Source organism: Caulobacter sp. P1_B12_2 (assembly GCF_056406675.1).
Genome location: NZ_JBFTZS010000684.1, coordinates 1 through 1,618, shown reverse-complemented (window position 1 = coordinate 1,618; position 1,618 = coordinate 1). Strand labels below are relative to the sequence as shown.

At 69.1% G+C, this 1,618-nt stretch carries 1 protein-coding gene and 1 pseudogene; both read right to left on the bottom strand.

From position 1 onward, the window contains the following. Nucleotides 1-461, bottom strand: a pseudogene (locus AC1DZ6_RS24855) (dihydroorotase); the annotation flags it as partial. After that, the gene (locus AC1DZ6_RS24850; protein ID WP_477099764.1) at nt 458-1,459 is read right to left on the bottom strand and encodes an aspartate carbamoyltransferase catalytic subunit; all 1,002 of its coding nucleotides are present in this window, start codon (nt 1,457-1,459) and stop codon (nt 458-460) included. The pseudogene AC1DZ6_RS24855 and the gene AC1DZ6_RS24850, both read right to left, overlap by 4 nt. Nucleotides 1,460-1,618: the final 159 nt, after the last annotated feature.

Genomic DNA, 1,618 nt, shown 5'->3' with positions numbered 1-1,618 from the left:
CAGCCGGCCTCGCGCATCAGGCCGATCTCGGCCATCTGCTCGCCGTTCAGCCCCTTGGTCGCCGCGCCGGCGCAGAGGATGCGGGCGGCGTCGATGTCGCGCGAGCGGCGCAGGATGAAGTCGACCACGCTGGGATCGTCGACGGCCGGGTCGGTGTCGGGCTGGACGACGAAGCTTGTCACCCCGCCGGCCGCCGCGGCCCGCGCGGCGCTGGCCAGGGTTTCCTTGGTCTCGGCCCCCGGCTCGCCGGTCTTGACCCGCAGGTCTATCAGGCCGGGGGCCAGCATGGCGCCGCCGCAGTCGATGACGCGGACGTCCTTGGTCAGCTTGCCGAACTCGCGGCCCTTGGCGACGTCGGAGATCACGCCTTCGGAGACGATCACGCCCCCGGGCCCGTCATAGCCGCTTTCGGGGTCGACCAGCCGGGCGTTGATCAGGGCGAGGGGCTGTGAGGCGCTCATTGGCCGTGCTCCTCGAGACGGTGGGCAAGGGAGGCCAGAACCGCCATGCGGGCGGCGACGCCCATCTCGACCTGGTCCTGGATCAGGCTGATCTCGGGATCGTCGGCGACGTCGGAGTCGATCTCGACGCCCCGGTTCATCGGACCCGGATGCATGACCTTGGCCTTGGGCGCGGCGCGGGCCAGCTTCTCGCGGTCCAGGCCGTAGAAACGGAAATATTCACGGGTCGAGGGCACGAAGGCGCCCTGCATCCGCTCCATCTGCAGGCGCAGCATCATCACCACGTCGGCCCCGGCGATGCCGGCCTTCATGTCGTGATGGACGGTGACGCCCCAGCGCTCTGCCTGGGCCGGCATCAGGGTCGGTGGTCCAACCAACCGTACACTTGCTCCAAGCGTGTGGAGCAGGGCGACGTTGGAGCGGGCCACGCGGCTGTGCAGCACGTCGCCGCAGATCGCCACGGTCAGGCCCGAGACCCGGCCGAAGGCGCGGCGGATCGACAGGGCGTCCAGCACCGCCTGGGTGGGGTGCTCGTGCTGGCCGTCGCCGGCGTTGATCACGCTGCCGCTGACCTTCTGGCTCAGCAGGCTGGCCGCGCCCGACGAGGCATGGCGCACCACCAGCAGGTCGGGGCGCATGGCGTTCAGGGTGACGGCGGTGTCGATCAGGGTCTCGCCCTTGGTGATCGACGAGGTACGCGGGCTCATATTGACGACGTCGGCGCCCAGGCGCTTGCCGGCGATCTCGAAGCTGGACTGCGTCCGGGTGCTGTTCTCGAAGAACAGGTTCATCAGCGTCCGCCCCTTGAGAATGTCGAGCGATCGGGACGTCTGGCGGTTGAAGGCGACGAAGGCGTCGGCGAGGTCCAGCAGATCCGTGGCCTGCAAGGCGTTCAAGTCGCCGGCCGACAGGAAATGGCGCCGGGGGAACGAGACGATGCGCTTGCGGATCGTCTCGATCGGGTCGGCGGGCTCATGGGGCGGGGTTTTGGCCGTCATGAGTGGGCGTCATAGGCGGCTTTGGCGTCGCGGGGAAGGGCGCCAAATGAAACCCTCTCCCATCGGGAGAGGGAGAGGCCCGCGCGAAGCGTGGGAGGGTGAGGGGGTAAAACGTCAAACGGCGTGCCGGCAGGGCGCTCAGAGAAAACGGCCAGGGTG

Bases quoted from the DNA above. Each gene is read 5' to 3' on its own strand.
- AC1DZ6_RS24850 (WP_477099764.1), bottom strand. From the start codon at position 1,459: ATGACGGCCAAAACCCCGCCCCATGAGCCCGCCGACCCGATCGAGACG.